The sequence below is a fragment of the Pectobacterium carotovorum genome (assembly GCA_016415585.1).
GTDB classification, from domain to species: Bacteria; Pseudomonadota; Gammaproteobacteria; order Enterobacterales; family Enterobacteriaceae; genus Pectobacterium; species Pectobacterium carotovorum_K.
Genome location: CP066552.1, coordinates 3,518,343 through 3,543,475 on the forward strand (window position 1 = coordinate 3,518,343; position 25,133 = coordinate 3,543,475).

The window sequence follows — 25,133 nt, forward strand, 5'->3', positions numbered from 1 at the left end:
CGAACGATCAGCTTTCGATAATTACCGTCGCACAGGCATAGCGTCTTTCGTCAGCCAGCGTCACATGGACGTGTCTGACGCCCATCTGTTCAGCTAGCTCTGCCGCTTTAGCAAAAAACCGCAGGCAAGGTTTACCCAGCTCATCATTAAAAACTTCAAACTGGTTGAACGCGAGCCCATTACGGATTCCGGTACCGAAGGCTTTTGCTGCCGCCTCTTTCACGGCAAAGCGCTTGGCGAGGAAACGGACAGGCTGCTGATGCTGCTGATAATGCGTCCATTCAGCATCCGTCAGAATGCGGCGAGCTAATCGCTCGCCTGAACGTTCAATCACCGCTTCAATACGGCTGATTTCGACAATATCCGTTCCGAGCCCAAGAATCGCCATCAGCGACGCGCTTCCCGCATTAGGCTCTTCATTTCAGCAACGGCATCCTTCAGTCCGCTCATCACCGCACGTCCGATAATCGCATGCCCGATATTTAATTCATGCATTTCCGGCAGCACCGCAATCGGCTGAACGTTATGGTACGTCAAACCGTGGCCAGCATTGACTTTCAGCCCCTTCGCCGCAGCATAAGTCGCCGCATCACGAATGCGCTCGAATTCATGCTGGCGCGCTTCATCATCTGGCGCATCGGCATATGCCCCGGTATGAATTTCGATATAAGGCGCGCCGCTGGCAGCGGCGGCATCAATTTGCCGCTTATCCGCATCAATAAAGAGTGAAACCAATATGCTAGCCTGGCTGAGTTTGGCAACCGCGTTATTGATTTTTTCCTGCTGCCCCGCGACATCCAGCCCGCCTTCGGTTGTCACTTCCTGACGTTTTTCCGGAACCAGACAGCAAAAATGCGGCTTCACCTCACAGGCGATGTTCAGCATCTCTTCCGTGACAGCCATTTCCAGATTCATGCGGGTTTGGAGCGTGTCTCTCAGGATCCGCACATCACGATCCGTGATATGGCGACGATCTTCACGTAAGTGCACCGTGATGCCGTCCGCTCCCGCCTGCTCAGCGATAAAAGCAGCCTGAACGGGATCGGGATACGCCGTTCCACGCGCATTACGCAACGTTGCAATGTGATCGATGTTAACGCCAAGCAGTAATTCAGCCATGATAAATCCTCGGTAAAGTCATGCACGATACGTGGCAGTTTACACCGATGTCACAGCGTCAGGGTACTGAGGAGACGGGATTATTTATCAGAAGGTATGGGTTTGGACAAATTAGCAGCAGGAACGAACTGGCGGAATAGTTCACGACTTTTCAGCGGTTTTCCCCCCAGATACGGCTTTAACGCAATGCGGGTGAAACGCTTTGCCGCCTTCAGTGTGCCGACATCTGGAAATTCACGCGACGCCAGCGAACGTAATTCATGCCCGGTAAAACTTTTGTTATCGACAACCAGACTGGCAATAAATCCCCTTTCCTCTCGATACTGATAAGTCATGGTATCGGCCACTGGTTCGCCGCTACCAGCACAATGCAGGAAATCAACGCCGTATCCCAGATAGCCCAGTAACGCTAATTCAAAGCGTCTTAATGCGGGCTCGGGAGAGGCATCCTGTGCAGCAAGATGTTGTAAACAGTGGAGATAATCGAAGAAAAGAGCGGAGTAATTGGTTTCATGTTCCAGCACGCGAGACAGCAGTTCGTTAACGTATAAACCGCTATAAAGCATCGAGCCAGTCAGTGGTAGCGCGAGCGAGACAGGCTCGGCGCTGCGTAATGTTTTCACTTCTCCCCGCCCACTCCAGCGCACCAGCAGCGGAGTGAAAGGCTGTAAACAGCCTTTCAGGCTAGAGCGTCGGGCTCGCGCGCCTTTGGCAAGCACGCGAACTCGACCATCGCTTTCACTAAACAGATCCAGCAATAAGCTGGTTTCGCTATAAGGTCGCCCATGCAAGACAAATGCGCGCTGCCAGCCTTCCATCGGCGTGAACCTTACAGGTCTTCGCTATAACCCAGGCTGCGCAGGGCACGTTCGTCATCTGCCCAACCGGATTTCACTTTAACCCACAGCTCAAGGTGCACCTTGGCTTCGAACATCTCTTCCATATCTTGACGAGATTCGATACCAATAGTTTTAATTTTGGCACCTTTGTTGCCAATGACCATCTTCTTCTGGCCTTCACGCTCAACCAGAATCAGGCCGTTGATGTCATAACCGCCGCGCTCGTTCGTCACGAAACGCTCAATTTCGACCGTCACGGAATACGGCAATTCTTCACCCAGGAAGCGCATCAATTTTTCACGGATAATTTCCGATGCCATAAAACGCTGTGAGCGATCGGTGATGTAATCTTCCGGGAAGTGGTGCGTTGCCTGCGGTAAGTGTTTACGCACAATGCTGGCAATCGTATCGACATTCGTGCCCTTCTCAGCCGAGATTGGAACGACGTCAAGGAAGTCCATCTGTTGGCTGAGGAACTGGATATGCGGCAGCAGCTTAGTTTTATCCGTGACGTTATCGACTTTATTGATCGCCAATAGCACAGGGAGTTTCTGATCGCGCAGCTTATTCAATACCATCTCGTCGTCGTCGTTCCAGTGTGTCCCTTCAACAACGAAAATGATCAGCTCAACGTCACCAATTGAGCTGCTGGCGGCACGGTTCATCAGGCGGTTAATCGCCCGCTTTTCTTCAATGTGCAATCCCGGCGTATCCACATAAATAGCCTGATAAGGCCCTTCAGTGTGAATACCCATGATGCGGTGCCGCGTCGTCTGGGGCTTACGTGACGTAATAGAAATCTTCTGCCCCAGTAATTGATTCAGTAACGTCGATTTACCGACGTTTGGTCGACCAACAATCGCGACAAAACCGCAGTGTGTCTGTACTTCGCTCATTCAAGCTCCAGTTTTTTCAACGCTTGTTCAGCCGCAGCCTGTTCGGCTTTACGACGGCTCGATCCTGTACCAATGACCGACTCACTAAAGCCGCTCACCTGACAGTGGATAGTAAATTCCTGATCGTGTGCTTCCCCACGAACCTGCACCACCAAATACGTTGGCAAAGGTAAGTGACGCCCTTGCAGAAATTCCTGCAACCGCGTTTTCGGATCTTTTTGCTTATCGCCGGGACTGATTTCATCCAGACGCGTCTGATACCAGTTCAGGATCAAACGTTCGATGGTCTGAATGTCGCTGTCGAGGAAAATTCCGCCAATCAGCGCTTCGACCGTATCAGCCAGGATCGATTCACGACGGAAACCACCGCTTTTTAATTCACCGGGACCGAGGCGTAAGCACTCTCCCAATTCGAATTCACGCGCGATTTCCGCCAGCGTATTTCCTCGCACCAGCGTCGCTCGCATCCGACTCATGTCCCCTTCATCAACCTTGGGGAAACGGTGATACAGCGCATTGGCGATCACAAAACTCAGGATGGAGTCACCCAGGAACTCGAGTCTTTCATTATGTTTGCTGCTAGCGCTACGGTGCGTCAACGCCTGTAACAAAAGATCGTACTGCTGAAAAGTATAGCCCAGCTTTCTTTGTAAACGATTTATCAGGATGGGATTCATGTGTTACCAATAGATCAACGATGCGTCAAAAACAGCAGCATACGGAACAGCCCTGCTTACCAATTCGGTCAAAACTGTTTCGTTTGCATTGGCTCCCATAGGGAGCCTGCCTTTTTGCCCGTCATACTTCGCGTTGCCTGTACGTTAGCGTGGTGAAAACGCTAACGTGTTGTCCTGCAACTCGTACTATTTAGGGCATGTTCTTTCAAAAAGAGCGTTACGGAAAATATTCTACATCGGACAGCATCAGAATGCTGCCTGTATCTTATTTCGGTTAATGCTTACTTTTGATTAATGCTTACTTTGGTTAATGGATACCACCGATGCGACTCAAACGTACGCCGGTAGGCCATTCACCTTCCTGCTTCTCGAAGCTCATCCAGATAGCGGTGGCTTTACCGACCAGATTTCTCTCTGGAACAAAGCCCCAATAGCGGCTATCCAGACTGTTGTCGCGGTTATCTCCCATCATGAAGTAGTGCCCTGCTGGAACAACCCATGTCGCAAGCTGCTGCTGCGATTGCTGGTAATAACCACCGAGCTGATCCTGCTGACCCGGCACCAACAGAATATTATGCGTGACATTGCCTAATGACTCTTTGCGTGCGCCCATACGAGTCCCTTCCACGCTGTTGTCATTAGCAGGCACCTCATAAAATCCGCTGCGCGATTCCAGTCCTGGTTGGTTGAAGGTCTGAACAAAATCGCTAGGCTGTACGTTACTGTATGTGACGGCCAGTGCCGTATCGCACGCCTGCTGTCCCTGACAGGATGGACGAATCGTCACCTGCTTGGTTATCGGGTTATAGCTAACGCGATCGCCCGGTACGCCAACCACACGCTTGATGAAGTCCACTTTAGGATCGGACGGGTATTTAAACACCACAACGTCGCCACGCTTCGGGTGACCGGTTTCAATCAGCGTTTTTTGCGTGAAGGGTTCTTTAATACCGTAGGCAAATTTCTCCACCAAAATAAAATCACCGATCAACAGCGTCGGCATCATCGAACCCGATGGAATTTGAAACGGCTCATAAATGAAGGAGCGCACAACCAATACCAAAGCGACAACCGGGAAGACGGACGCTATCGTCTCAATCCAGCCTGGTTGTTGAATCGCTTTCGATGAAACCGCGCCATCAGCCAGATCGGCGCCGCTCATCGCAGCAAATTTCTTCTGGCGAGCGGGTGCCCAGACGAAACGTTCTAAACACCAGACAATCCCCGTGACCAGCGTCACCAATGCCAGAATTACGGCAAACATATTGGCCATGCCAACTCCTCAGAATTTATTTACTGTCTTTGCCGACGTGCAGAATTGCCAGAAACGCTTCTTGCGGCAGTTCGACGTTGCCGACCTGCTTCATACGTTTCTTACCGTCTTTCTGTTTCTGCAACAGTTTCTTCTTACGGCTGACGTCGCCACCATAACACTTGGCCAGTACGTTTTTACGCAATTGCTTAACCGTAGAGCGCGCAATAATGTGGTTACCAATAGCGGCCTGAATCGCGATATCAAACTGCTGACGTGGAATCAGTTCTTTCATCTTTTCGACGAATTCACGGCCACGATATTGTGAATTATCACGGTGAGTAATCAGGGCCAGTGCATCAACACGCTCGTTGTTGATTAATACATCAACGCGCACCATGTCTGATGCCTGGAAACGCTTGAAGCCATAATCCAGCGAGGCATAACCACGAGACGTTGATTTCAGGCGATCGAAGAAATCGAGTACCACTTCGGCCATCGGGATTTCATACGTCAACGCAACCTGATTACCGTGGTACACCATGTTCGTCTGCACACCGCGCTTCTCAATACAAAGCGTAATTACGTTGCCCAAATATTCTTGAGGCATCAGCATGTGACATTCGGCGATCGGTTCGCGCAGTTCCTGAATATTGTTCAGCGGCGGCAGTTTAGACGGGCTATCAACATAGATGGTTTCTTTAGCCGTCGTTTCTACTTCATACACTACCGTCGGTGCCGTGGTGATCAGCTCCAGATCGTACTCACGCTCCAGACGTTCCTGAATGATCTCCATGTGCAGCAGACCCAGGAATCCACAGCGGAAACCAAAGCCCAGTGCGGTCGAGCTTTCTGGCTCATAGAACAGGGAGGCATCATTGAGGCTCAGCTTGCCTAACGCATCGCGGAATGCTTCATAGTCGTCGGAGCTAATCGGGAACAGGCCCGCGTAGACCTGAGGTTTGACTTTCTTGAAGCCCGGTAACGCTTTTTCAGCCGGATGACGCGCCAGCGTCAGGGTATCTCCGACTGGAGCACCCAAAATATCTTTAATAGCGCACACCAACCAGCCTACTTCGCCGCAGTTCAATACATCGCGGTCGATCTGCTTCGGTGTAAAAATCCCGAGACGGTCGGCGTTATAAACCTGACCCGTACTCATCACCTTAATTTTGTCGCCTTTGCGCATCGTGCCGTTTTTAATACGCACCAATGACACAACGCCAAGATAGTTATCAAACCAGGAATCGATAATCAGCGCCTGCAGCGGTTCATCTGGGCTGCCTGCCGGCGGCGGGATATCACGCACTAAGCGATCCAGAACATCGGGCACGCCAATCCCCGTTTTTGCGGAGCAACGCACCGCATCGGTAGCATCAATGCCGACGATATCTTCAATTTCCTGAGCAACACGATCCGGATCGGCAGCAGGCAGGTCGATCTTATTCAGAACCGGCACCACTTCCAGATTCATATCCAGCGCGGTATAGCAGTTAGCCAGCGTTTGAGCTTCAACGCCCTGCCCAGCATCAACGACAAGCAGCGCACCTTCACAGGCGGCGAGCGAACGGGAAACCTCATAAGAGAAGTCAACGTGCCCAGGCGTATCGATGAAGTTTAACTGGTAGGTTTGACCGTCCTGCGCTTTATAATCCAGCGTGACGCTTTGCGCTTTAATCGTTATTCCACGTTCACGTTCCAGATCCATGGAATCCAGAACCTGCGCAGCCATTTCACGCTCGGTTAAACCGCCGCAAATCTGGATAATACGGTCAGATAACGTCGATTTACCGTGGTCGATATGGGCAATAATGGAGAAATTTCGTATATGCTTCATTATAAAAATTTTTCTACCTTGATATTCCTGAAATTCTTGCCGATGGGCATGCGCATAGGTGAAAACAGCAGCGATGTTATTCCACCTGAATCGCAGCATTCTACATGCGAGAGGCGTGAAAACCTAGTCATGTCCGGTGCATTCCCCTTGATTATGACGGTTTTATTTGGAATAGCAGAACAACAAGAGGAAAGCAGGAAGTAAAGTGTCATTACGTGGCAAACATCGTGTCGAAAGATAACAAACAAGTAAGCAATGTTTCCGCACCGCGCGCCGTTTACGCTCAGGTAAACAGGTCAATTTTGTAACAGAGTGCCCGGCAGTGCTATTTGCAGGATAACGGGCTCATAACGCTTATTTTTACCCAACTGTTTAGCCCAGCGCTTCACGCCGATAAACGCCACGCCACCGCCCAGCAGTGCACCAATAACAGCGGCCAGATCGGTGCCGAATAACGTTTGGCAGATCGCCGCGCCGAGCAGTAGCCCAACCAGCGGAACGAAATAAACCAGAGCAGCGGAAAACAGCAGCCGCCCCTCAGAAATGCCCAACTCCACCTTTTGTCCCACTTCTAAAGGCCGATCGTAAGGAACATACAGCGTATTTTCGGCAGAGAGCCCAAGCTGACTTAATAAACCGGTTCCACACGACGAGCGGGATTTACAGGTGCCGCAGCCCGAACTTGGCTCACACCGCAGTTCTGCAATTCCATCCTGCCATGACACTACCGTTGCCCACTCTTTAATCACGGTTGCGCCTTCAAAATAATACTGTCAGCCACGCGTTTAGCCGTAGAAGGAGGAATATCGCCGACAACGGTAATCTCTCGGTTGCCTTTCATGACAGTGTGAATAGAGCGTCTCCCCGTGAGCACAGATTGTTCCTCGCTCACGTCAGAAGACGGGCTAATGTTAATCGAAAAGCTGAATAAGCCATCGCTATACAGACGTGTTTCAATCGGGATGGACGAACCGGGCAATACCTTTTTGTTGTGCGACAGCTCTTTCATCCCAGCAGGTAGCCATTCCGGTACCCAGGTAAAATCACCTTTTTCCGCAGCAGGCGCGGGTAGCGCAGGAGGAAGTTTGATTCCTTCCAGCGGACGCATAACGCTCACCAGATCATCGTCAACAATCAATGATGTCGTTAAGAATTGCTCCAACCGTTTGTCGCCATTGCGATCCTGTAAATCAATGCGCAGTGGAAGTTTCGAGTCCGCATCAATCCACACCGTATAGCTGTAGCGTGTGCCATCGCGTGAGATGATCCGAATGCCTGATGCCAGACGATCGGCAATGCGTACCCGTCCATCAGCGGGAACAAAATCATAATAGGGCGATAGTTTCTGAAAATCAGCGAAGACCAGAGAAGGGAGAGAGTCAACGATATGATCGCTGGTGAGCGTAAACGGCTCAAAACCAGGATCGAAATAGCTGATTTCATTACCACGCTGCACGATCTCGCGTCGCGGCCCGTCCATAAATAGCAACTGCGCTAAGGCACGGTTATTCACCACAGCATGGCGATACCGTACCGACTCGAACCCTTGCAGAGTAATGTTAATAAAGGAAATTTCGTAATTCTGAGAGCGAATAGCGCCATTCATCTGTTGCAGCAGCGCGCCCGGCTCAACATTCTGAGCCGGGGTGAAAGTAGAATAAAACAGACTGCCAATCAGAAAACAGGCGGCGGACCAAACACGCTTCATTACCGGGGCTGTGTTCCTAATGATTGAGTACCGGGAACCTGAATTGCCGCTTGTTGATCGTCCTGCGGCAGAGCGTGCTCGGCATGCAGCCGACGCTGTAATTCGTAGTCCTGCAAAATGGCGTTAAGGCGATTGCGCTGCATATCGGATTTTTGTTGACCGCTGTTAGGGGCAACATTTTCTGACGGCACGCCCAGACTCACTGGAGAGGCGGTGCCCATAGCAGGTAAGGTGCTGAACACGCCGGATTCCACAACATGTTCAGAAGCATTACCCTGCTGGTAATTTTGTACGCCGACAATCACCGCTAAAGATACGCAGGCTGCGACACCGACTTGCGTCAGTTGGCTGCCCCACGGGCGGATTTTTTGCCAGAAAGGCATCTTCGTCCACTCAACAGGTTGTGGCTGAGATTCAGGCTGCGCTTGTGGAACCAGACGAACAGGTTCTTTTTCGATTGCAGCGGCAACACGAGAAGCGATGTCCAGATGAATCACGTTTTCACTCACATCACCACGCATTACATCACGAATCAGATGATAACTTTGCCAACTTTGCTGCAACGCGTCATCCCGTGACAGTGCGCCTAACAGTTCGGAATCTACTGCTTCGCCATCCATTAAAGCGGAAAGTTTCTCTTTCTGCATACCGACACCCTTACCTTGTCAAATCCATCATTAGTCATGCGGATAGCTGAAAACGCTCGCTAGCGCTGAATAAGCGGTTGTACTTTATTATCAATCGCTTCCCGCGCCCGGAAAATACGAGAACGAACAGTGCCGACGGGACAATCCATAATAACGGCGATCTCTTCGTAGCTTAAACCGTCCAACTCACGCAGCGTAATCGCTAAACGCAAATCTTCCGGTAAAGACTCAATAGTTCGGAAAACGATGCTTCGTAATTCCTCTGACAACATTAAATTCTCAGGGTTCGATATTTCTTTCAGTGCGCCCACATTTTCATAGTTTTCCGCGTCATTAGCATCAATGTCGCTGGAAGGCGGGCGGCGTCCCTGAGCTACCAGATAATTCTTGGCCGTATTCACTGCGATACGATACAGCCACGTATAAAACGCACTATCGCCGCGGAATGACTCTAACGCGCGATAGGCTTTAATAAACGATTCCTGTACCACGTCCGGCACATCCCCTTGGGGAACATACCGCGATACCAGGCTCGCTACCTTATGCTGATAACGAACGACCAACAAGTTAAACGATTTTTGATCGCCTTTTTGGACTCGCTCGACCAGAACCTGATCTGCCAGTTGCTCGCTCATCCGAGGTAATCTCTACTCAAACCGTTCTCCACGCGTAAACGTAAAATAGTACTGCCAGCTATATAAGTCATATTTAGAGCAAGCTCCTCATTAGAACCAAGACATCCAATAAAGTTCCGGGTCATCATTTTTCTTTTGCTTAGCGCCGTTACTCGTCTTTGCGATGCGTACCTATGACGCATTCTCTTCATCTGAGGCTCTACGCTCTTCCGGGGATGATACGATAAATCCGGGGTCTTCGCACGATTCAGCATGCCCCTTCCTTCGCTTATTTATAGCGTAGAGATGGGGATAAAAACCAATACAGCAATCAGCCGTTGGGTGCTACCATCGGATTTCCTCTTCTTTTTGCATCCACGACACGACCATGCAAACGACCACTGAATACGTCTGTGATGTTTTAATCATTGGCAGCGGTGCTGCCGGGCTTTCACTGGCGCTGCGTCTGGCTTCACAAGCCAACGTGACGGTATTAAGCAAAGGCCCGCTCAACGAAGGCGCGACGTTTTATGCTCAAGGTGGCATCGCCGCGGTTTTCGATGAAACCGACACGATTGACTCCCATATCGAAGATACCCTGATCGCCGGCGATGGCCTGTGTGAACGGGAAGCCGTTGAGTTTATCGCCAGCAATGCCAAACACTGCGTGCAATGGCTTATCGAACAAGGCGTGCTGTTCGATACCGAAACCAGCACCAGCGGCGAAGAACGTTACCATCTCACGCGCGAAGGCGGGCACAGCCATCGTCGAATTCTGCACGCGGCGGATGCAACCGGAAAAGAAGTGGAAAACACGCTGGTGCAGAAAGCGCTATCTCATCCGAATATTCGGATTATGGAGCGCTGCAACGCCGTCGATTTGATTACCTCGAATAAGCTGGGTTTACCCGGCACACGCCGCATTGTCGGTGCTTACATATGGAACCGTGAACGGGAGCGCGTAGAATCCTGCCGAGCGAAAACGGTTGTTTTAGCGACCGGTGGCGCATCCAAAGTTTATCAATACACCACGAATCCCGATATTTCCTCTGGTGATGGCATCGCCATGGCCTGGCGCGCGGGTTGCCGCGTGGCAAATCTGGAGTTCAATCAGTTTCACCCGACCTGCCTGTTCCACCCGCAGGCGCGAAACTTCCTGCTAACGGAAGCGCTGCGCGGTGAAGGCGCATACCTTAAACGTCCTGACGGCACACGCTTTATGCCCGATTTCGATGCCAGAGGCGAATTGGCCCCGCGTGACGTGGTCGCTCGTGCGATTGACCATGAGATGAAACGGCTTGGCGCAGACTGCATGTATCTGGATATCAGCCACAAGCCCGAAGCATTCATCAAACAGCACTTCCCCACTATCGATGAAAAGCTACAGTCTCTCGGCATCGATCTGACGCGTGAGCCGATACCGATCGTACCCGCGGCACACTACACGTGCGGCGGCGTGCTGGTCGATCAGCATGGTCGTACCGATCTTGACGGCCTGTATGCGATTGGCGAAGTCAGCTATACCGGTTTGCATGGCGCAAACCGCATGGCATCCAACTCATTACTCGAGTGTCTGGTTTACGGCTGGTCAGCCGCTGAGGATATTTTGCAACGTTTACCGCAAATCAAAGCGGTGAAAAAGCTACCAGATTGGGATGAAAGCCAGGTCGATAACTCAGATGAACAAGTGGTGATTCAGCATAACTGGCACGAGCTGCGCCTGTTTATGTGGGATTACGTTGGGATCGTGCGGACGACTAAGCGACTGGAGCGGGCACAACGCCGCATCCAACTGCTTCAGCAGGAAATCAATGAATACTACTCCCACTTCCGTATTTCCAACAATTTGCTGGAACTGCGTAATCTGGTGCAGGTTGCCGAACTCATCGTCCGCTGCGCATTGGAAAGAAAAGAAAGCCGCGGGCTGCATTACACTCTGGACTACCCAGAACAGTTCGACGCCCCAACACCAACCATTCTGGTGCCGTAGTTCATAAAAAATAGTTCATTTAGCAAAGGCAGGCGCAGCAACAAGGCGTCTGCCATCTACATAAAGAGATAAAAATCTTTTGTCAGCTGCTGGAAATCCGTCGAATAACACCTTTCTGCATCACGAATTACCAATGAGGAATTCACACATTCTCTTTCCTGACGAGACAGCGCCAGCAAAACGCGATGTGCAGGTTTCTCTTCCTGTTCCGATACGCGAAGCTGCTGGTGAACATACCAATTGTGCTGCTGCGCCAGCGGAATAAAATGCTCAGCAACCTGAACCGGCAGCACCACGCTGAAAAGACCTTCAGGCATCAGCAGTTGATGAGCACAGCGTAACAGCGCTTCATGGGTTAACAGGGTGGTATAGCGAGCCTGATCGCGCTGAGCCGAGCCGCATGCGATCCCCGGCGGGAAGTAAGGCGGGTTACTGATAATCAACGAATAGTCGGCGGCTCGCGTCTCAGCAAAACCGACGATATCTTCCGCATACACCGTGATTCTGTCAGCCCATGGTGAAGCAGCTACATTTTCTTTCGCCTGTTGACTCGCGACGCTATCCAGCTCGACGGCATCAATCTGAACATGCGATTCAGAACGTTGCGCTAGCATCAACGCGAGAAGACCGGAACCGCTACCGATATCCAAAATTCGCGCACCTGAGGACACCGGTGTCCAGGCTCCCAGCAAAATGCCGTCGGTCCCCACCTTCATGGCACAACGATCGTGCGCCACAAAGAATTGCTTGAAGGTAAAACCATCCCGACGCAATGTCAGTTTATTATCAGCCTGATGACTCATGAAAATAAGATTCCAAACGCAAACCGCAGTAGCATAGGTGAAACATCAATGCAGGAAAAGTGCCGATGTCTGCTTAAACAGGTGAAGAAACCGGCCAATCCGTCTATAATCGGCGCCCCAAATAGAGGTAGACCATGACTGTAACCAATTTTTCCGAGCTCGATCTTGATGAAAGCCTGTTAGACGCCCTGCGTGACATGGGCTACGAGCGCCCGACCGTGATTCAGGCAGAGGCGATCCCTCCGGCGATGGAAGGCCGCGACGTCTTAGGCTCCGCGCCAACAGGTACAGGTAAAACCGCCGCCTATCTGCTGCCGGTTTTGCAGCATCTTATCGATTTCCCTCGTAAAAAATCGGGTCCACCTCGTATTCTGATCCTCACGCCAACCCGTGAACTCGCCATGCAGGTCGCCGATCAGGCACGAGCGTTTGCTGCACATACGCACCTGGATATCGCCACGATCACTGGCGGCGTGGCCTACATGAACCACGCAGAAGTCTTCAGTGAAAATCAGGATATCGTCGTCGCGACGACGGGCCGTCTGCTGCAATACATTAAAGAAGAAAACTTCGATTGCCGCGCGGTAGAAACGCTAATTCTGGATGAAGCGGACAGAATGCTGGATATGGGCTTCGCTCAGGATATTGAACACATCGCCGGAGAAACCCGCTGGCGCAAGCAAACGCTGCTGTTTTCTGCGACGCTGGAAGGGGACGCGATCAAAGATTTCGCCGAGCGCCTGCTCAATGAACCTGTTGAAATCGAATCCGACCCATCGCGTCGGGAACGTAAAAAAATTCTGCAATGGTATTACCGCGCCGACGATCTCAAACACAAAACGGCGCTGCTCTGCCACCAGTTAAAACAGCCTGACGTAACGCGTTCTATCGTCTTTGTACGCAAGCGTGAGCGTGTGCATGAGCTGGTTGCTTGGCTGCGTGAAGCGGGCATTAACTCCTGCTATCTCGAAGGCGAAATGGTGCAAGCCAAACGTAATGAGGCGATCAAACGTCTCAGTGACGGGCGTGTCAACGTGCTGGTAGCAACGGATATCGCAGCGCGTGGTATTGATATTAACGATGTCAGCCACGTATTTAACTTCGATTTGCCGCGCACCTCGGACACCTATCTTCACCGTATCGGCCGTACCGGTCGCGCCGGTCGTAAAGGCTGTGCCATCTCTTTTGTCGAAGCACACGACCATCTGCTGCTGGGAAAAATTAGTCGCTACTTGAATGAACCGCTAAAACCGCGCGTCATTGAAGAACTCCGCCCAGAGACAAAAGCACCAAGCGCCAAAACGACGGGGAAACCGTCGAAAAAAGTACTGGCTAAGCGACAAGAGAAAAAAGAGAAGGAAAAAGAAAAGGTTAAGGTAAAAGTTCGCCAGCGCGATGCTAAAAATGTGGGTAAGCGTCGTCAACCAACGCAGAAAACCGACAAACCCTCTGCCGAATAAAATTTATATAAAATAGATATATAAAAAAGGGAGCCTCAGCTCCCTTTTTGTTAAGGCTTGAATTACAGGCTTGCGGTAAAAGTACGAGCGATAACGTCGCGCTGCTGTTCTGGCGTCAGTGAGTTGAAACGCACAGCGTAGCCAGATACGCGAATGGTCAACTGCGGATAATTTTCCGGATGCTTAACCGCATCTTCCAGCGTCTCACGGCGCAGAACGTTTACGTTCAGGTGTTGACCACCTTCCACACGCACTTCAGGTTTGATTTCCAGCGGGATTTCACGATACTCGATCTGACCCAGATCGCTCACCGGAACGATTTGATCTTCGCTATAACCCGATTTAGCACACACGCAACGCGCCTGTGATTTTTCTTCATCCAGCAACCAGAAAGAATTGATCAGCGCGCTGTCGTTAGCCTTGGTGATTTGAATACCAGTAACCATAATTGCCTCCGTAAAACGGCGTGTTATTGTCTTAGTTAAAAACTAACTGAGTAAAAATCGCTATCAGCAAAAAACTGCTAAATTTCGTAACGATCGTATAAAACCGTTTGTATCTGCCTCTTATATACCAGCCTGATAACCAGACATCCTTGACTTAAATCAATTTTAAAAGCCCACAATTTGGCGGCCCGATGGCAATATATTGTTTTATATCAATTTTACCAACACACCGAATTACAAATATTTTTGTAAATTTTCAATTTTTTTTCAAAAAAAGGGCCTTTCATCCCGACAACAGCGGTTACGGTTTTACCTCGGGACGATAGATCGGTAAGCTACCGACAACACCATTCAACCTGTAAAAAAAGAGTGCATGATGGCGACCTCTCTCACCTGGCATGACGTGCTGGCACAAGAAAAGCAGCAGCCTTACTTCATTAACACCCTTGAATTCGTTGGGAAAGAACGTGCAGCGGGTAAAACTATCTATCCCCCGCAGAAGGATGTTTTCAACGCGTTCCGCTTTACTGAACTGCATCAGGTCAAAGTCATCATTCTCGGACAAGATCCCTATCACGGCCCGAATCAGGCGCACGGGCTGTCATTTTCTGTACGTCCGGGCGTACCCGCTCCGCCTTCTCTGGGTAATATTTATAAAGAATTGGCGAGCGACATCCCTGGATTTGAAATTCCACGACACGGTTTTCTGCAAAGCTGGGCAGAGCAAGGCGTTTTACTGCTCAACACGGTATTAACCGTTGAAGCTGGACAAGCGCACTCGCATGCTAATTTGGGCTGGGAAACGTTTACTGACCGCGTCATCGTGGCATTGAATGAACAACGGGAAGGTCTGGTCTTTCTTCTGTGGGGCTCTCATGCACAGAAAAAAGGCAACATCATTGACCAGCAGCGCCACCATATTCTGAAATCGCCGCACCCTTCCCCACTGTCTGCACACCGTGGTTTCTTGGGCTGTAAGCATTTTTCTCAGGCTAATCAGCTTTTGGAACAGCAAGGGCTGTCGCCAATAGACTGGACGCCAAGGCTCCCGGAAGAGGCTTAAGCGATAACGGGTTGGTTGTCTTCAAAAAACGAAGGCGGCCAACTGTCGTTTACAAAGAATCGTTTACAAGGGATGGTTTACAAAAAATCGCTCACTAACGTATTGAGCAAATAAAAAACGTTGATTGAATGCAGATATATCGAAAAAGGGATAAATAAGAATGAATTTGATGATTTGGTGGAGCTAAGCGGGATCGAACCGCTGACCTCTTGCATGCCATGCAAGCGCTCTCCCAGCTGAGCTATAGCCCCACAGCGTGTGGAATGTTCGTGATAATCAACCAAACAGAGGGAGTGTTTGGTGGAGCTAAGCGGGATCGAACCGCTGACCTCTTGCATGCCATGCAAGCGCTCTCCCAGCTGAGCTATAGCCCCGTATCTTACAGCATCACCGCGAAGGCGAGTACTGTGTGAACGCGTCGCATAATATGAAACCCGATTCGCAGTGTCAACGGCTAAATCCGGTTATCCGATTAACCGCTGAAAAAGACGCCAAAGGTAAGAAAAAACAGGCGGCAATTTCGATGTCATCTCGTCATAAGCACAATTTAAATTGCAGTCTCAATAAAAAAGCTGCTAACGATAACGCGATTTATTATCATCATTTCACGTTACGCTTCTGCCTCTTATATAAGCCTCACCACATGCGCTATTTTCCTATGATTGTATTTTCTCTGATGGTATCTGCCTCTGGCATGTTGCCTGTTCGGGCGCAGCCAACCATTCCTGATATGACCGAACAAGCAAAAGCTCAATTTGAGATCAAGCTCGTTGAAATGAAAAGCGATGCACAGCATGTCTATCGGCTTTTCATCGCGCTTCCCCGCCAACCCGCACCTGAAGGCGGTTATCCGGTTCTGTACATGCTGGATGGCAACGCTCAGTTTCCCGTTGCCGTAAACAGCTACAAGGCAAAAAGTGGCGCAGCACCGCTGATTATCGCCATCGGTTATCCAATCGATAAACCTTATGATGTTCCCGCCAGAACGCGCGACTACACGCCGCCGACAACGCTCACCGATCCAGATTTTGCCGCAGGCGGCGAAGCCGAAGCGTTTTATCAATTCCTGCAATCCACGGTAAAGCCCTGGGTTGAAGCGAACTACGCAGTAAATAAGCAAAAACAAACGCTGGCCGGGCACTCTTTCGGCGGTCTGTTTACGCTCTATACGCTGTTTAACCACACCGAATCTTTCCAGCGTTATGTTGCCGCAAGCCCGTCTATCTGGTGGGGAAATGGCGTTGTGATTCCGGCAAGAACGCCGCTGCTCGCTACACCACCGCTATCAATAACCGTCACGGCAGGGGCAAATGAAGATGAGCCAACCAAAACGCAGGCGGGTAAACCCGTTGATGAAAAGCGGGCAGAACGGATCAGCCAAAGAAAAATGGTGGAAAGAGCAACGGCACTGGTCGCACAGCTCAACGAACAAGGCACAAAAGCCGACTTTATTCTGTTCCCCGGTAAAGGGCACGGCGACGTGATCCCCGATGCCATCGGTAAAGCAGTTGCTATCGCCGGTCAATAATCCCCTAAGTCATAAAATAAGAAGCCCCAGCATTTGGCTGGGGCTTCTTGTGTATTCATGCAGTAGGGATTACTGCTGCGCTTCACGCTCAGCAATGAACGCCAACGCTTTATCAATACGCGCCAGCGAACGCTGTTGACCAATCGCGTGCACCGTAGCGTCAACACCTGGAGACTGACCCGCGCCCGTTACCGCAACACGCAGCGGCATACCGACTTTCCCCATACCCTGACCCAGCTCATCGGCCGTGCCCTGAATGGCGTGGTGGATGTTCTCCGGCGTCCAGCTCGTAATCGCGGCCAATTTCTCGCGAACCAGTTCAAGCGGCTGACGCGCAACCGGACGCAAGTGTTTCTTCGCAGCATCGGCGTCAAACTCAGCAAAATCTTCATAGAAATAACGGCAAGAATCCGCCATTTCTTTCAGCGTCTTGCAACGCTCGCCCAGTAAACCAACCAGCTCGCTCAACTGCGGCCCGGTACGGGTATCAATCCCTGCCTGCTCGATATGCCATGACAGATGCGTCGCCACGTATTCTGCTGGTAGATGGTTAATATAGTGATGGTTCAACCATTGCAGCTTCTCGGTATTGAAAGCACTCGCCGATTTGTTGACGGCATCCAGCGAGAACAGCGATTTCATTTCATCAATAGAGAAGATTTCCTGATCGCCAGAAGACCAACCTAAACGCACCAGATAGTTCAGCAGTGCTTCAGGCAGATAGCCGTCATCACGGTATTGCATCACACCGACAGCGCCGTGACGTTTGGACAATTTCTTACCGTCATCGCCCAGAATCATCGACACATGCGCATATTCTGGCACGGGTGCGCCCAGCGCTTTCAGGATGTTGATCTGGCGCGGCGTGTTGTTGATATGGTCTTCACCACGGATAACGTGCGTGATTTCCATATCCCAGTCATCGATAACGACACAGAAATTGTAGGTCGGTGAACCGTCAGTACGGCGAATAATCAGATCATCGAGTTCCTGATTGCTGAATTCGATCGGCCCGCGAATGCGGTCATTGAAGATGACCGAGCCTTCCTGCGGGTTGAGGAAACGCACAACATGTGGCTCATTATCGGCATGATGTTCGTGAGAACCACGGCAACAGCCGTCGTAACGTGGCTTATCACCCTTTTCCATCTGCTGCTCACGCAGCGCTTCCAGACGCTCTTTAGAACAGTAGCACTTATAGGCGGTGCCGTTTTCCAGCATCTGGTCAATAACCGCGTTGTAACGGTCAAAGCGTTTAGTCTGGTAGTACGGGCCTTCATCCCAGTTCAGGCTCAGCCAGTTCATACCATCCATAATGGCATCAATCGCGTCCTGAGTTGAACGCTCCAGATCGGTATCTTCAATACGCAGCACGAACTCGCCGTCATGATGACGGGCAAACAACCAAGAGTACAGTGCGGTGCGAGCGCCGCCGACGTGAAGATAGCCAGTAGGACTAGGGGCGAAACGGGTTTTGATTTTCATTTGGGATTACAGCCTTATTACGCAACGGCTGTCGGCACAGACCGACATAAGCTCAGAGAACAAAAGTGGGCAACATTCTATCACTCTGCTTCGATTCCTCAACGCCGTAACATGCCGCGCGTGCTTTTATTCTGCTAGCGATAGCAAGATAACAGGCCGAATTGCGCAAGGATGCAGCACCAACGGCGATAAATACGACGCCTTGACTAATTTTGCAACGAACAATCATTTTAGTTTTAAAAAGCGTTGACTCACATTCAAGGATCCCTATAATGCGACTCCACACAGCGGGGGTGATTAGCTCAGCTGGGAGAGCACCTCCCTTACAAGGAGGGGGTCGGCGGTTCGATCCCGTCATCACCCACCACTATTTACGAAAGTAAAAGTGTCTCGCTGTGTAGAGTAAGAAGATTTGAGATTGGGTGATTAGCTCAGCTGGGAGAGCACCTCCCTTACAAGGAGGGGGTCGGCGGTTCGATCCCGTCATCACCCACCAATCTCATACCAGCTGGTCTTCTTGCTAGAAGTTGAAGTAAAGGTAGTTCAGAAGTGGGTGATTAGCTCAGCTGGGAGAGCACCTCCCTTACAAGGAGGGGGTCGGCGGTTCGAGCCCGTCATCACCCACCACTTCTGCGGGTCGTTAGCTCAGTCGGTAGAGCAGTTGACTTTTAATCAATTGGTCGCAGGTTCGAATCCTGCACGACCCACCACTTCCGCAAAGTGATTACTCTCTGAAGTAAATCCACCAAAAATTATCTATTTGCACATGTCGTGTAGATGAGAACCTGCGTTCAGGTTCGAGCCGAGCGAAGCGAGACAGCAATGCGTTAGCGTTGACCCCGAAGGGGCGAGGCCAAAGGCCGAGTCATCCTGCACGACCCACCACTTCCGCAAAGTTATTCCTATCTGAAGTAAATCCATCCAATGTTATATATTGTGCATGTCGTGTAGGTGAGAACCTGCTCAATGATTCCGCGTTAGCTTTCCCAATATTCAATGAAGTACCGCAGCCCTACTCAGCTACGGCACCTAAATATCACGCCAGTACGGCTAAATCCGCAGCGTCAAAACCGCGTAATTTATCAGTCTGCCCAGAACGCACTTTTTGTACCCATTGCGCATCAGAAAGCAGGACTCGGCCTACCGCGATCAGGTCAAACTCCTCTCGCTCCATCCGAGCGTGCAGATTGTCCAATGCCGCCGTGCCAGAACCTTCACCACCAAACGCGGCAAAGAAATCCGAGGTCAGCCCCACCGAGCCAACGCTGATGGTCGCCGCACCTGTCAGTTTTTTCGCCCAACCGGCGAAGTTCAGCCCTTCCGCCCCATCAACCTCCGGGAACTCCGGCTCCCAGAAACGTCGCTGGGAACAGTGGAGAATATCCACACCCGCCTCAACCAGCGGTGCCAACCAGTCCGTCATCTCCTGTGGGGAGGCGGCAAGCCGTGCGCTGTAGTCCTGCTGCTTCCACTGACTCACACGCAAGATCAACGGGAAATCCTCGCCAACAGCGGCTCGGACAGCACGGATAATATCTGCGGCAAAGCGAGAGCGTTCGCGGATCGTTGCGCCACCAAAGGCATCTTCACGCTTATTCGTCCCCGGCCAGAAGAATTGGTCGATCAGGTAGCCATGTGCACCGTGCAGTTCCAGCGTGTCGAATCCCAGTCGTTTCGCATCCGCCGCCGCACGGGCGAAAGCCGCCACGGTATCCGCGATATCTTCTTCCGTCATCACCACACCGCGAGCCTCATCTGGGCCAACCAACCCCGACGGGCTCTCAACAGGCGCATCAGGCTCCCAGCCGCGACCATGCGTTGATCCCGTATGCCAAATTTGCGGCCCAATACGGCCACCAGCAGCATGAACCGCTTTCGCCACCGCCTCCCAACCGGCCAACGCCGCTTCGCCATGAAACAGCGGGATTCCGGGCATATTACGCGAAGCGGGACGATCGACTACCGTTCCCTCTGTCAGAATCAGCCCAACTCCCCCTTCGGCACGGCGGCGATAATATTCCGCCTGCGCTGGGCCAGGAATGCCGTTTTCAGCCATACCTCGCGTCATCGGTGCCATAACAATGCGGTTAGGAAGGGTTAACCCTTTCAACGTGAAGGGACTAAACAGAACATCATCAGACATAAATATTTCCTTTTATGGTTTAACGCTATCGCGGCGTTGAATATCGATTAGAAACTCAATTCATGCGGTTAAGCAACCCCAGTTAACTCGACATCCCGTAAAAATAATACCGCTCCACTTGCAATATAGATGATATATGACATATATAATAAATGTCACACAACATCTAAAAATAAAGGTAGCAGCATGAAATACACGACTTTTGGACGTAATACGGGCTTACGCGTTTCCGAACTTGCTCTCGGAACAGGAAATTTTGGCACCGGTTGGGGCTATGGTTCTGAAAAAGAACAGGCTAAACAGGTATTTGATCGTTATGCCAACACGGGCGGCAACTTCATCGATACAGCGGATGCTTACCAGTTAGGCCAATCTGAGCAAATGGTCGGAGAATTCATTGCCGCAGATCGCGACCATTTTGTCGTTGCGACGAAGTACACCTTAAGTGCCATGCCAGATGCCGGAATTTCCCAAACCGGCAATAGCCGCAAGAACATGATCTCATCAGTCGAAAACAGCCTAAAACGGCTAAACACCGATCGTATCGATGTACTGTGGGCGCACTTTGATGACCAATTAACGCCACTGGAAGAGATTGTTCGCGCTTTCGACGATCTCATTCGATCAGGAAAAATCCAGTACGCAGGCTTCTCTAATTTCCCCGCCTGGCGCATTGCCAGAGCGGACACCATCGCGGAACTGCGCGGCTGGTCGCGAATTGCCGGTATTCAGGTGGAATACAGTCTGGTGCAGCGCACCGCAGAACGAGAGCTACTGCCGATGGCTGAAGCAATGGGGCTGGCAGCAACGCTTTGGTCTCCACTGGGTGGCGGCCTGCTGACGGGAAAATACCGTAAAAGTAAAGAAGGCCGTCTGATCGGTTTTGGCGGAAGACTAGTACACACAGAGCAAGACACAACCTTGTTGGACGAGGTCTTTCGCGTGGCAAACGACTTAAACGTCATGCCAATACAGATTGCCATCGCCTGGCTGCGACATAAATCCGCCCGCGCTAGCACCAGCCTGATCCCCATTCTGGGCTCCCGCACACTGGCGCAGTTGGACGATACACTGGTTGCATTAGGTGTGACGCTAAGCGACGATCAGGTCGCACGACTGGACGACGTCAGTGCTATTTCACTGGGGACGCCGCACGATCAGATCGCAGGGTCATTGCCTCGGGCTCAAGGGGGCAACAGTGCTCATATTATTACACCGTGGCCGCCACGGGCCTGATCTGGCTATTGATGAAAGGCATCATCTATTGAGTCTGACTTTTTCATACCCTAAGATGATGCCTGACAGAAAGAGGAGAACAGCATGGCCCGTGTATCAAAACAGCAGATGGAGCGTAACCGAGAGGAAATCATTCAGGTTTCTTCACAACTCTTTCGTGAACGGGGCCTGAACGGCGTCAGCGTGAACGACTTGATGGCCGCGGCCGGCTTAACTCACGGTGGCTTTTATGGTCATTTTGCTTCTAAGGATGAGCTCGCTGCCATCGCTAGCCGAAAAGCGCTTGAGGACTCTCGCTCGCGTTGGCAGGAAATAACTCAGCACGCAGGTCAACATGACCTGCAAACGATGGTGGAACACTATCTTTCCCCCGCCCATCGTGACGGCGCTAAGGACGGCTGTGCGCTCACTGCGCTAGCCAGCGACATAGCCAGAGAAAGTGAAGACAAACCGATACGTGAGGTTTATCTCAGTGGTGTCAGAGCCATGCTGGACAGGCTGGAGTCTCTATCGACGATAGAAGATAAAGAACAGCGCCGACTGCATGCTCTGGCGCAATTCGCCCTGTTATCCGGCGCGCTCACGTTAGCGCGAGCAACGGCTGGCGATCCTTTGTCAGACGACTTTCTTATCGCCGCCAAAAAAGCGCTGCTTGGCGACGCATAAACAGGTTATGAAAAAGGGACCTGTCACATCCAAGATAGGTTCCAAATTCTATCCCCTCTAAAACGATTCCCTTTATGCAATCCATTCCTCTTGCCTTCAGCCATTCAGACTGTGTTTCTTTTTCATAACATCTTGTTATTGCATTATTCCCATCCATCATTAGACCGCCGCAATCGCGGTGCTATGCTTATCTGCGTTTACTGTTCACGTAATTTTTTGACAGAAAATATCAAATTTATTGGTTTTCTATTCTGTCCCTAAATCGACGACACTGCCGCACTATATAAACAAGCATTACCAATCAGCATTTTTGCTCACTTATGAGGTTGTCTATTATGATTGCTCAGTTGAATCAGTGGTTCACGCGTTTAACCGATCATCCTGATGCAGGTAAACTTTTACTGCGTTTAACCGTGGGTATTCTGCTGCTGTTTCACGGCGTAGCAAAAGTTGAGCACGGTGTAGGCTGGATAGTACAGATGCTGCAAGGTGCAGGCCTGCCTGGTTTTATCGCTTATGGCGTTTATATCGGTGAGGTTGTTGCCCCGATTCTGATTATTCTGGGCGTATTTACCCGCGTTTCAGGCCTGATTGCCGCGCTGACGCTGGTTGTTGCTACGCTGATGGTGGGAATGGGTAAATTCTTCACTCTGACCAAAGTGGGTGCCTGGGCGCTGGAATTGGAAGCACTCTATTTCTTCGCGGGCATTATCATCATGCTAGTCGGTAGTGGTCGCTATTCTGTTGCCTCTAACCCCGCTTATCGCTAATCCTTGCCACCCAGCAGGTATTCACGACAAAAGCAAAAAACCCGCGGATTCGCGGGTTTTTTATTTCGATGCCCTATCGTTCAAATTTCCCAATCGTGACTATAACGCTTGGGTTTGAACTGAATCACATCGCCTTTCTGTAGCCCGTGCAGGCTTGCATCGTCTTTTGCAACTTCCGCTTCAATCAGCTCTGACTGCTCGCCCAGCTTCAACGACAGACGAGTCAAGGCACCGAGTGGGCGAATATCTCGCACTGTCACTGCCTGATAGCCTTCCTGCGCCTGAACGGATAACGACACTTCATGCGGACGAAACAGAATCGTCTCTTCCGTCTGCGCCACTTTCAGTCGGTTACTGTCGCCAAGGAAATGGTAAACAAATTCGCTGGCTGGGTTGTTATACACTTCCGCTGGCGTGCCGATTTGTTCAATCACGCCTTTGTTCATCAGCACGATGCGGTCAGCGACTTCCATCGCTTCTTCCTGATCGTGCGTCACAAATACCGACGTCAGATCGATATCTTCATGCAACTGAGACAGCCAGCGACGCAGCTCTTTACGTACCTTGGCATCCAGTGCGCCAAAAGGTTCATCCAGCAGCAAAATGCTCGGTTCAACGATCAACGCACGCGCTAGCGCAATACGCTGACGCTGACCGCCGGAAAGCTGTTCAGGATAGCGATCCCCCAGCCAGTCCAACTGCACCAGATTCAGCAATTCATGCACTTTCTTTTCGATGTCACTCTTTGATAATCGGCTGTTTTTCGGCTTCATTCGCAGCCCAAACGCGACGTTGTCGAACACCGTCATGTGGCGGAACAGCGCGTAGTGCTGGAATACGAATCCTACGTTACGCTTACGCACATCGTGGACGGACACATCCTGGCCGTGAAAGATAATGCTGCCGCTATCCGGCTGTTCCAGCCCGGCGATAATACGCAGAAGCGTAGTCTTACCGCAGCCCGATGGCCCCAGCAGCGCCACCAGCTCGCCGCTGTGGATCGACAAATTAATCTCGTTCAGCGCCCGGAACTGACCAAATTGTTTATTAATATTGCGAATCTCAATGCTCATTTTTGGCCAACTCCTGTTGTTTCTCTATTTGCTTCGTCAATCGGCTCTCACTCCACTGGCGCAGCAGCAGTACGACCAGTGACATAATTAGCAGCAGGATCGCCACGCTGAAAGCCGCAACGATGTTGTACTCGTTATAAAGGATTTCGATATGCAGCGGCAGCGTGTTAGTCAGGCCACGAATATGGCCGGAAATAACGGAAACAGCGCCGAATTCCCCCATCGCACGCGCGGTACACAGCACCACGCCGTAGATCAACGCCCATTTCACATTCGGCAGCGTGATATGCCAGAACATTTGCCAGCCGTTCGCCCCCAGCAATCGCGCCGCTTCTTCTTCCTGCGAGCCCTGCTCCTCCATCAGCGGAATCAGCTCACGCGCAACATAAGGCAACGTGACGAAAATTGTCGCCAGTACGATGCCAGGCACGGCGTAAACAATTTGCAGATCGTGTTCAAGCAGGAAGGGATAGATCTTGCTTTGTGCCCCAAACAGCAGCACATACACCAGCCCCGCAACCACGGGTGAAACGGAAAATGGCAAATCGATCAGCGCCAGCAGAAAGCTCTTGCCACGAAATTCGAATTTCGTCACGCACCAAGCCGTCGCCAGCCCAAACACCACGTTTAACGGCACAGAAATGACGGTCGCCAGCAGCGTCAGCTTAAGCGCAGAGATTGCATCCGGTTCGGTGATCGCATCCCAAAATGCGCCGACACCTTTATCCAGCCCCTGAGTCACCACCATCATCAGCGGCAGCACCAGAATCAGGAAAAAGACGACCCACGCTAATGACACCAGAATGTAATAGGCTGCGGGCTGTTTTTTTCTTTTAGCCGCGCTGGCCTGAGCGGAAATAACCTGTTCCATGAAGACCGGC

The 25,133-nt window shown here is 51.1% G+C and carries 25 protein-coding genes, 6 tRNA genes and 1 other RNA gene; 13 read left to right on the forward strand and 19 right to left on the reverse strand.

Annotation, left to right across the window (positions count from 1 at the left end; all coding sequences use genetic code 11):
- Positions 1-7: 7 nt before the first annotated feature.
- From JFY74_15660 to lepA, 7 genes are all read right to left on the reverse strand, one after another.
- Positions 8-388, reverse strand: coding sequence for a holo-ACP synthase (locus JFY74_15660; protein ID QQG27515.1), 381 nt, complete (start codon positions 386-388; stop codon positions 8-10).
- Positions 388-1,119: a pyridoxine 5'-phosphate synthase gene (gene pdxJ / locus JFY74_15665; protein QQG27516.1), complete on the reverse strand. Its 732-nt coding sequence runs from the start codon at positions 1,117-1,119 to the stop codon at positions 388-390. The genes JFY74_15660 and pdxJ overlap by 1 nt, the downstream gene beginning before the upstream one ends.
- Before the next feature lie 80 nt (positions 1,120-1,199).
- A complete protein-coding gene (recO, locus tag JFY74_15670; protein QQG27517.1) occupies positions 1,200-1,937 on the reverse strand; it encodes a DNA repair protein RecO in 738 nt (245 codons plus the stop codon).
- A gap of 11 nt (positions 1,938-1,948) precedes the next feature.
- Positions 1,949-2,854, reverse strand: a complete 906-nt coding sequence (era, locus tag JFY74_15675) for a GTPase Era (protein QQG27518.1) — start codon at positions 2,852-2,854, stop codon at positions 1,949-1,951.
- Positions 2,851-3,531 carry a ribonuclease III gene (gene rnc / locus JFY74_15680; protein QQG27519.1) on the reverse strand — a complete coding sequence of 227 codons (681 nt, stop codon included), beginning with the start codon at positions 3,529-3,531 and terminating at the stop codon, positions 2,851-2,853. Before rnc ends, era begins: the two co-directional genes overlap by 4 nt.
- 307 nt (positions 3,532-3,838) lie before the next feature.
- Positions 3,839-4,804: a signal peptidase I gene (lepB, locus tag JFY74_15685; GenBank protein ID QQG27520.1), complete on the reverse strand. Its 966-nt coding sequence runs from the start codon at positions 4,802-4,804 to the stop codon at positions 3,839-3,841.
- 16 nt (positions 4,805-4,820) lie between these two features.
- Positions 4,821-6,620: an elongation factor 4 gene (gene lepA / locus JFY74_15690; protein ID QQG27521.1), complete on the reverse strand. Its 1,800-nt coding sequence runs from the start codon at positions 6,618-6,620 to the stop codon at positions 4,821-4,823.
- Here lepA and JFY74_15695 point away from each other — a divergent pair.
- Positions 6,612-6,824, forward strand: a complete 213-nt coding sequence (locus tag JFY74_15695; protein QQG27522.1) for a hypothetical protein — start codon at positions 6,612-6,614, stop codon at positions 6,822-6,824. The two genes, lepA and JFY74_15695, sit on opposite strands and share 9 nt — an antisense overlap.
- A 92-nt stretch (positions 6,825-6,916) precedes the next feature.
- On the opposite strand, the gene rseC is transcribed toward JFY74_15695, so the two are convergent.
- Genes rseC through rpoE form a run of 4 tightly spaced genes read right to left on the reverse strand, consistent with a single transcriptional unit; the run spans position 6,917 to position 9,610 of the window.
- Complete coding sequence (rseC, locus tag JFY74_15700; protein QQG27523.1) at positions 6,917-7,369, reverse strand: SoxR-reducing system protein RseC; 453 nt, start codon at positions 7,367-7,369, stop codon at positions 6,917-6,919.
- Positions 7,366-8,328: a sigma-E factor regulatory protein RseB gene (gene rseB, locus JFY74_15705; GenBank protein QQG27524.1), complete on the reverse strand. Its 963-nt coding sequence runs from the start codon at positions 8,326-8,328 to the stop codon at positions 7,366-7,368. Before rseB ends, rseC begins: the two co-directional genes overlap by 4 nt.
- A complete protein-coding gene (gene rseA, locus JFY74_15710; GenBank protein ID QQG27525.1) occupies positions 8,328-8,975 on the reverse strand; it encodes an anti-sigma-E factor RseA in 648 nt (215 codons plus the stop codon). Before rseA ends, rseB begins: the two co-directional genes overlap by 1 nt.
- 59 nt (positions 8,976-9,034) lie before the next feature.
- Positions 9,035-9,610, reverse strand: a complete 576-nt coding sequence (rpoE, locus tag JFY74_15715; GenBank protein ID QQG27526.1) for an RNA polymerase sigma factor RpoE — start codon at positions 9,608-9,610, stop codon at positions 9,035-9,037.
- A gap of 367 nt (positions 9,611-9,977) precedes the next feature.
- On the opposite strand from rpoE, the gene nadB reads away from it, so the two are divergent.
- Complete coding sequence (gene nadB, locus JFY74_15720; protein ID QQG27527.1) at positions 9,978-11,579, forward strand: L-aspartate oxidase; 1,602 nt, start codon at positions 9,978-9,980, stop codon at positions 11,577-11,579.
- A 56-nt stretch (positions 11,580-11,635) separates the two neighbouring features.
- On the opposite strand, the gene JFY74_15725 is transcribed toward nadB, so the two are convergent.
- Positions 11,636-12,382 carry a tRNA1(Val) (adenine(37)-N6)-methyltransferase gene (locus JFY74_15725; GenBank protein QQG27528.1) on the reverse strand — a complete coding sequence of 249 codons (747 nt, stop codon included), beginning with the start codon at positions 12,380-12,382 and terminating at the stop codon, positions 11,636-11,638.
- 134 nt (positions 12,383-12,516) lie between these two features.
- Here JFY74_15725 and srmB point away from each other — a divergent pair, with 134 nt between their 5' ends.
- Complete coding sequence (gene srmB / locus JFY74_15730) at positions 12,517-13,842, forward strand: ATP-dependent RNA helicase SrmB (GenBank protein ID QQG27529.1); 1,326 nt, start codon at positions 12,517-12,519, stop codon at positions 13,840-13,842.
- A 62-nt stretch (positions 13,843-13,904) separates the two neighbouring features.
- Here the strand turns inward: srmB and grcA are convergent, their stop codons facing one another.
- The gene (grcA, locus tag JFY74_15735; GenBank protein QQG27530.1) at positions 13,905-14,288 is read right to left on the reverse strand and encodes an autonomous glycyl radical cofactor GrcA; all 384 of its coding nucleotides are present in this window, start codon (positions 14,286-14,288) and stop codon (positions 13,905-13,907) included.
- Between the two features lie 376 nt (positions 14,289-14,664).
- Between grcA and ung the strand changes: the two genes are divergently transcribed.
- Positions 14,665-15,351: a uracil-DNA glycosylase gene (ung, locus tag JFY74_15740; protein ID QQG27531.1), complete on the forward strand. Its 687-nt coding sequence runs from the start codon at positions 14,665-14,667 to the stop codon at positions 15,349-15,351.
- A 175-nt stretch (positions 15,352-15,526) separates the two neighbouring features.
- On the opposite strand, the gene JFY74_15745 is transcribed toward ung, so the two are convergent.
- Positions 15,527-15,602, reverse strand: a tRNA-Ala gene (locus tag JFY74_15745).
- A 47-nt stretch (positions 15,603-15,649) separates the two neighbouring features.
- Positions 15,650-15,725: transfer RNA gene (locus JFY74_15750), tRNA-Ala, on the reverse strand.
- 269 nt (positions 15,726-15,994) lie between these two features.
- Between JFY74_15750 and JFY74_15755 the strand changes: the two genes are divergently transcribed.
- Positions 15,995-16,879: an alpha/beta hydrolase gene (locus JFY74_15755; protein ID QQG27532.1), complete on the forward strand. Its 885-nt coding sequence runs from the start codon at positions 15,995-15,997 to the stop codon at positions 16,877-16,879.
- A gap of 69 nt (positions 16,880-16,948) precedes the next feature.
- Here JFY74_15755 and gltX read toward each other — a convergent pair whose 3' ends face one another.
- The gene (gene gltX, locus JFY74_15760; protein QQG27533.1) at positions 16,949-18,364 is read right to left on the reverse strand and encodes a glutamate--tRNA ligase; all 1,416 of its coding nucleotides are present in this window, start codon (positions 18,362-18,364) and stop codon (positions 16,949-16,951) included.
- Positions 18,365-18,655: 291 nt separating this feature from the next.
- On the opposite strand from gltX, the gene JFY74_15765 reads away from it, so the two are divergent.
- From JFY74_15765 to JFY74_15785, 5 genes are all read left to right on the forward strand, one after another.
- A tRNA-Val gene (locus JFY74_15765) sits at positions 18,656-18,731 on the forward strand.
- A 53-nt stretch (positions 18,732-18,784) separates the two neighbouring features.
- Positions 18,785-18,860: transfer RNA gene (locus JFY74_15770), tRNA-Val, on the forward strand.
- A gap of 55 nt (positions 18,861-18,915) precedes the next feature.
- Positions 18,916-18,991: transfer RNA gene (locus JFY74_15775), tRNA-Val, on the forward strand.
- 7 nt (positions 18,992-18,998) lie between these two features.
- Positions 18,999-19,074: transfer RNA gene (locus tag JFY74_15780), tRNA-Lys, on the forward strand.
- A gap of 47 nt (positions 19,075-19,121) precedes the next feature.
- A non-coding RNA gene (locus JFY74_15785) (RtT sRNA) lies at positions 19,122-19,249 on the forward strand.
- 151 nt (positions 19,250-19,400) lie between these two features.
- Here the strand turns inward: JFY74_15785 and JFY74_15790 are convergent.
- Entirely contained in the window at positions 19,401-20,507 is a 1,107-nt protein-coding gene (locus JFY74_15790) for an NADH:flavin oxidoreductase (protein ID QQG27534.1), read from the reverse strand.
- Between the two features lie 186 nt (positions 20,508-20,693).
- On the opposite strand from JFY74_15790, the gene JFY74_15795 reads away from it, so the two are divergent.
- The 3 genes from JFY74_15795 (at position 20,694) to JFY74_15805 (ending at position 23,179) form a co-directional block, all read left to right on the forward strand.
- Entirely contained in the window at positions 20,694-21,743 is a 1,050-nt protein-coding gene (locus JFY74_15795) for an aldo/keto reductase (GenBank protein ID QQG27535.1), read from the forward strand.
- 84 nt (positions 21,744-21,827) lie between these two features.
- Positions 21,828-22,409, forward strand: coding sequence for a TetR family transcriptional regulator (locus JFY74_15800; protein ID QQG27536.1), 582 nt, complete (start codon positions 21,828-21,830; stop codon positions 22,407-22,409).
- A 335-nt stretch (positions 22,410-22,744) separates the two neighbouring features.
- Positions 22,745-23,179: a DoxX family protein gene (locus JFY74_15805; GenBank protein ID QQG27537.1), complete on the forward strand. Its 435-nt coding sequence runs from the start codon at positions 22,745-22,747 to the stop codon at positions 23,177-23,179.
- Positions 23,180-23,259: 80 nt separating this feature from the next.
- On the opposite strand, the gene JFY74_15810 is transcribed toward JFY74_15805, so the two are convergent.
- Positions 23,260-24,252: a sulfate ABC transporter ATP-binding protein gene (locus tag JFY74_15810; GenBank protein ID QQG27538.1), complete on the reverse strand. Its 993-nt coding sequence runs from the start codon at positions 24,250-24,252 to the stop codon at positions 23,260-23,262.
- Positions 24,242-25,123, reverse strand: coding sequence for a sulfate ABC transporter permease subunit CysW (gene cysW, locus JFY74_15815; protein ID QQG27539.1), 882 nt, complete (start codon positions 25,121-25,123; stop codon positions 24,242-24,244). The genes JFY74_15810 and cysW overlap by 11 nt, the downstream gene beginning before the upstream one ends.
- Positions 25,124-25,133: the final 10 nt, after the last annotated feature.

Bases quoted from the DNA above. Each gene is read 5' to 3' on its own strand.
- JFY74_15660 (QQG27515.1), bottom strand. From the start codon at position 388: ATGGCGATTCTTGGGCTCGGAACGGATATTGTCGAAATCAGCCGTATT.
- pdxJ (QQG27516.1), bottom strand. From the start codon at position 1,119: ATGGCTGAATTACTGCTTGGCGTTAACATCGATCACATTGCAACGTTG.
- recO (QQG27517.1), bottom strand. From the start codon at position 1,937: ATGGAAGGCTGGCAGCGCGCATTTGTCTTGCATGGGCGACCTTATAGC.
- era (QQG27518.1), bottom strand. From the start codon at position 2,854: ATGAGCGAAGTACAGACACACTGCGGTTTTGTCGCGATTGTTGGTCGA.
- rnc (QQG27519.1), bottom strand. From the start codon at position 3,531: ATGAATCCCATCCTGATAAATCGTTTACAAAGAAAGCTGGGCTATACT.
- lepB (QQG27520.1), bottom strand. From the start codon at position 4,804: ATGGCCAATATGTTTGCCGTAATTCTGGCATTGGTGACGCTGGTCACG.
- JFY74_15695 (QQG27522.1), top strand. From the start codon at position 6,612: ATGCTTCATTATAAAAATTTTTCTACCTTGATATTCCTGAAATTCTTG.
- lepA (QQG27521.1), bottom strand. From the start codon at position 6,620: ATGAAGCATATACGAAATTTCTCCATTATTGCCCATATCGACCACGGT.
- rseB (QQG27524.1), bottom strand. From the start codon at position 8,328: ATGAAGCGTGTTTGGTCCGCCGCCTGTTTTCTGATTGGCAGTCTGTTT.
- rseA (QQG27525.1), bottom strand. From the start codon at position 8,975: ATGCAGAAAGAGAAACTTTCCGCTTTAATGGATGGCGAAGCAGTAGAT.
- rpoE (QQG27526.1), bottom strand. From the start codon at position 9,610: ATGAGCGAGCAACTGGCAGATCAGGTTCTGGTCGAGCGAGTCCAAAAA.
- nadB (QQG27527.1), top strand. From the start codon at position 9,978: ATGCAAACGACCACTGAATACGTCTGTGATGTTTTAATCATTGGCAGC.
- JFY74_15725 (QQG27528.1), bottom strand. From the start codon at position 12,382: ATGAGTCATCAGGCTGATAATAAACTGACATTGCGTCGGGATGGTTTT.
- srmB (QQG27529.1), top strand. From the start codon at position 12,517: ATGACTGTAACCAATTTTTCCGAGCTCGATCTTGATGAAAGCCTGTTA.
- grcA (QQG27530.1), bottom strand. From the start codon at position 14,288: ATGGTTACTGGTATTCAAATCACCAAGGCTAACGACAGCGCGCTGATC.
- ung (QQG27531.1), top strand. From the start codon at position 14,665: ATGGCGACCTCTCTCACCTGGCATGACGTGCTGGCACAAGAAAAGCAG.
- JFY74_15755 (QQG27532.1), top strand. From the start codon at position 15,995: ATGCGCTATTTTCCTATGATTGTATTTTCTCTGATGGTATCTGCCTCT.
- gltX (QQG27533.1), bottom strand. From the start codon at position 18,364: ATGAAAATCAAAACCCGTTTCGCCCCTAGTCCTACTGGCTATCTTCAC.
- JFY74_15790 (QQG27534.1), bottom strand. From the start codon at position 20,507: ATGTCTGATGATGTTCTGTTTAGTCCCTTCACGTTGAAAGGGTTAACC.
- JFY74_15795 (QQG27535.1), top strand. From the start codon at position 20,694: ATGAAATACACGACTTTTGGACGTAATACGGGCTTACGCGTTTCCGAA.
- JFY74_15800 (QQG27536.1), top strand. From the start codon at position 21,828: ATGGCCCGTGTATCAAAACAGCAGATGGAGCGTAACCGAGAGGAAATC.
- JFY74_15805 (QQG27537.1), top strand. From the start codon at position 22,745: ATGATTGCTCAGTTGAATCAGTGGTTCACGCGTTTAACCGATCATCCT.
- JFY74_15810 (QQG27538.1), bottom strand. From the start codon at position 24,252: ATGAGCATTGAGATTCGCAATATTAATAAACAATTTGGTCAGTTCCGG.
- cysW (QQG27539.1), bottom strand. From the start codon at position 25,123: ATGGAACAGGTTATTTCCGCTCAGGCCAGCGCGGCTAAAAGAAAAAAA.